The sequence below is a fragment of the Halobacillus sp. BBL2006 genome, from assembly GCF_000786645.1.
GTDB lineage: Bacteria > Bacillota > Bacilli > Bacillales > Halobacillaceae > Halobacillus.
In genome coordinates, this window is sequence record NZ_JRNX01000343.1 from 1 (window position 1) to 2,953 (window position 2,953).

The 2,953-nt window shown below is 44.3% G+C and carries 4 protein-coding genes; all 4 read left to right on the forward strand.

What is annotated here, in order from left to right; genetic code table 11:
* A partial coding sequence (locus tag LD39_RS10865) for an arginase family protein (protein ID WP_035546195.1) occupies positions 1-263 on the forward strand: 263 nt, incomplete at its 5' end.
* A gap of 183 nt (positions 264-446) precedes the next feature.
* On the forward strand, positions 447-893 hold the full coding sequence (locus tag LD39_RS10870) for a hypothetical protein (protein ID WP_035546197.1): 447 nt from the start codon (positions 447-449) through the stop codon (positions 891-893).
* 330 nt (positions 894-1,223) lie between these two features.
* Positions 1,224-1,664, forward strand: a complete 441-nt coding sequence (locus LD39_RS10875) for a DUF1934 domain-containing protein (protein WP_035546199.1) — start codon at positions 1,224-1,226, stop codon at positions 1,662-1,664.
* A partial coding sequence (gene argS / locus LD39_RS10880) for an arginine--tRNA ligase (protein ID WP_035546200.1) occupies positions 1,661-2,953 on the forward strand: 1,293 nt, incomplete at its 3' end. The genes LD39_RS10875 and argS, both read left to right, overlap by 4 nt.

Consider the following 2,953-nt stretch of genomic DNA (forward strand, 5'->3'; position numbering starts at 1 on the left):
TGCCAGAACTCGCCGGAAGACCGGTCTACGTCACGATAGATATAGATGTTCTTGATCCTGCTTTTGCTCCTGGGACAGGGACAGCGGAAGCTGGAGGAATTACTTCCAAGGAATTGCTCGCCGCGATTCACGAAGTGGCTGGCAGCGATGTGAATGTAGTAGGAGCGGATTTGGTTGAAGTAGCCCCAGCTTATGATCCATCTGAAAAAACACCGATTGCCGCCAGTAAATTCGTCCGCGAAATGCTGTTAGGATTTGTGTGAGTAAGTGAGGAAGCGACTGCCCAACGGCGTAGAAGCCAGCTCCCGGGACTTGAAGTGTGGAATTGGACATGTAAAGAACATAAATGATAGAGTGCATATAATTATTGAATTTTAGGCCACTGTGACTGGTTTCATGGTGGCTTTTCTATATGAATAAGAAACCAAAGAGAGGAGCGAAAGGTTTTGGATAAGAAAGTTATTGGAATAATAGTAGCCTACACCCTAATCATGGCTAGTTTATTAGCCGTCACCTTTGTAGCGAATTGGAACCCATCAGGTTATGATTACTCGATCGATGGACAGACGTTAACCATTGAGCGAGGACTTTTTTCAAAGCAAAAGGAGTCAGTAGATGTTACAGATCAACAGATGGAAGCGGTACTCTTTTATTTAGAGGTTTCAAAAGAACGTTCACTTTGGAATATGGACGTGACCGTCATAGGACTAATTCTTCCGTTTCTATTGCTCGGGCTGATACCTGATCGCCGGCCGTTTCAAAAGTTTATTCCTAAGCAGTGGTACATCATCATAGTCGTTGCGATTGCTGCGTTATATACGGCGTATAGTGTCAGCGGTCATTTGGAGCATGTGAATGAAATACAAAAGCTGGCTGAACAGCTTTTGGAATAATTTTTGATGCTGGGATACAGAATCAATCAAGCAGACAGAAGAATCGCCCGGGCTAGAAGTCGAATCCGTCAAGTCGAGTGGGGATATCACTCAACACGAGCAAAGAATCAGCCATAAGCCCAAGGCACTTGCGTTTTTCTTTGTCTAACTCCAGTGCCCAGACTCTCGAGACATAAGTCAACCACCTCCGTGGAGAGCGTTCACTCCACTATGGTGTTTGTCTTATGCTTGTCGAGTCTCCCGGAGCACTTGCGTTTTTCTTCATGAATTCTTATAATATACAAGTTATAGTGTACGAAACTCGGTTTGAAAAAGGGGCGGAATATAGACATGCCTAGTAATGCAAAAGATGTCCAGGTTCAGCTCGTTACGAAAATTAGAGATGAGGACCGCAGTGAGACGATGAAAGTGAATGAACCCGGTCAATTTTTTACTCGCGGCGAGACCCAAGTGCTTACATTTACGGAGCATCCTGATGAAGGGGATCCGATTAAGACGATGATTACGGTGAAACCGAATCATGTAAGCATTAAGCGAAGCGGTGGAGTAGAAATGCGCCAAGTGTTTCAGAAAGAGACAGAGACAGAGAATTTATACCACCATACCTATGGTGATTTTCATATGAAAACCTATACAGAGAAGCTGGAGTTTCGTTCGTTAGAAGAATCTTCAGAAGGACGGTTGGACCTTAGCTATCAAATGACTTTAAACCACGAAGTGACTCAGGCTCACCGCTTGACGCTGACGTTTGAGGAGGAGGGCGAATCATGAATATCGTTGAACAAATGGAGCAAAAACTGAGGGACGAGATTGTTCGTGCTGTTCTTGCCGCTGAGCTTGCCGGCGAAGATGAAATGCCGGATGTCGTTCTAGAACAGCCTAAAGATAAGGCGCACGGAGACTATGCCACGAACATGGCGATGCAGCTGGCGCGCGTCGCTAAGAAAAACCCGCGTGCTATTGCGAGTGAATTGGTCGAGCAATTTGATAACTCGAAAGCATCCATTGAAAAAATCGAAATTGCTGGTCCTGGCTTTATTAACTTTTATATGAACAATCAATATTTGACGGAGCTTGTACCTACTATTCTCGAAGCAGGAGAACAATATGGCCGCACGAATACAGGGAACGGTCATAAAATCCAGGTGGAATTCGTTTCTGCCAATCCTACCGGGACGCTTCATTTAGGGCACGCGCGAGGAGCAGCTGTAGGGGATTCGCTTTGTAATGTTTTAGATGCAGCCGGTTATGATGTTTCCCGAGAATACTATATTAACGATGCAGGTAATCAAATGGCAAACCTCGCTCTGTCCGTTCAAGCTCGATACATGCAGGCTTTAGGTAAAGAGTGGGAAATGCCTGAAGACGGCTATCACGGCAAAGATATTATTGAACTTGGTAAAAAGCTTGCTGAAGAAGATGGAAACAAGTGGGTTGACGTAGCAGAGAGTGAGCGTCTGCAATTTTTCCGTGAATATGGACTCAAGTACGAATTGAAAAAGATCCAGACAGATCTGGAAGAATTCCGTGTTCCATTTGATGAATGGTTCTCTGAAACGTCTCTATATCAAGACGGCAAAATCGATAGTGCGTTGAATGTATTGAAGGATAAAGGTTTTGTTTATGAAAAAGATGATGCGACATGGTTTGAAACGACGAAATTTGGAGATGACAAGGATCGTGTATTAATTAAGAATGATGGTACGTACACCTATTTAACTCCGGATATTGCCTATCATAAAAATAAGCTGGACCGCGGTTTCAACACGTTGATTAACATCTGGGGCGCTGACCACCATGGATACATCCCACGAATGAAAGCAGCCATTCAAGCGCTTGGATATGAAGAGGATACGCTAGAAGTGGAAATCATCCAGATGGTCAACTTATTCCAGGATGGGGAAAAAGTGAAAATGAGTAAGCGTACAGGAAAAGCGGTAACGCTGCGTGAATTGATGGAGGAAGTCGGAATCGATGCCATGCGTTATTTCTTCTCTATGCGTTCTAGTGACTCTCACTTGGACTTTGACATGGATCTCGCACGTTCAGAATCTAATGAA

Coding starts and splice junctions, on each gene's coding strand:
- LD39_RS10875 (WP_035546199.1), top strand. CDS start 1,224: ATGCCTAGTAATGCAAAAGATGTCCAGGTTCAGCTCGTTACGAAAATT.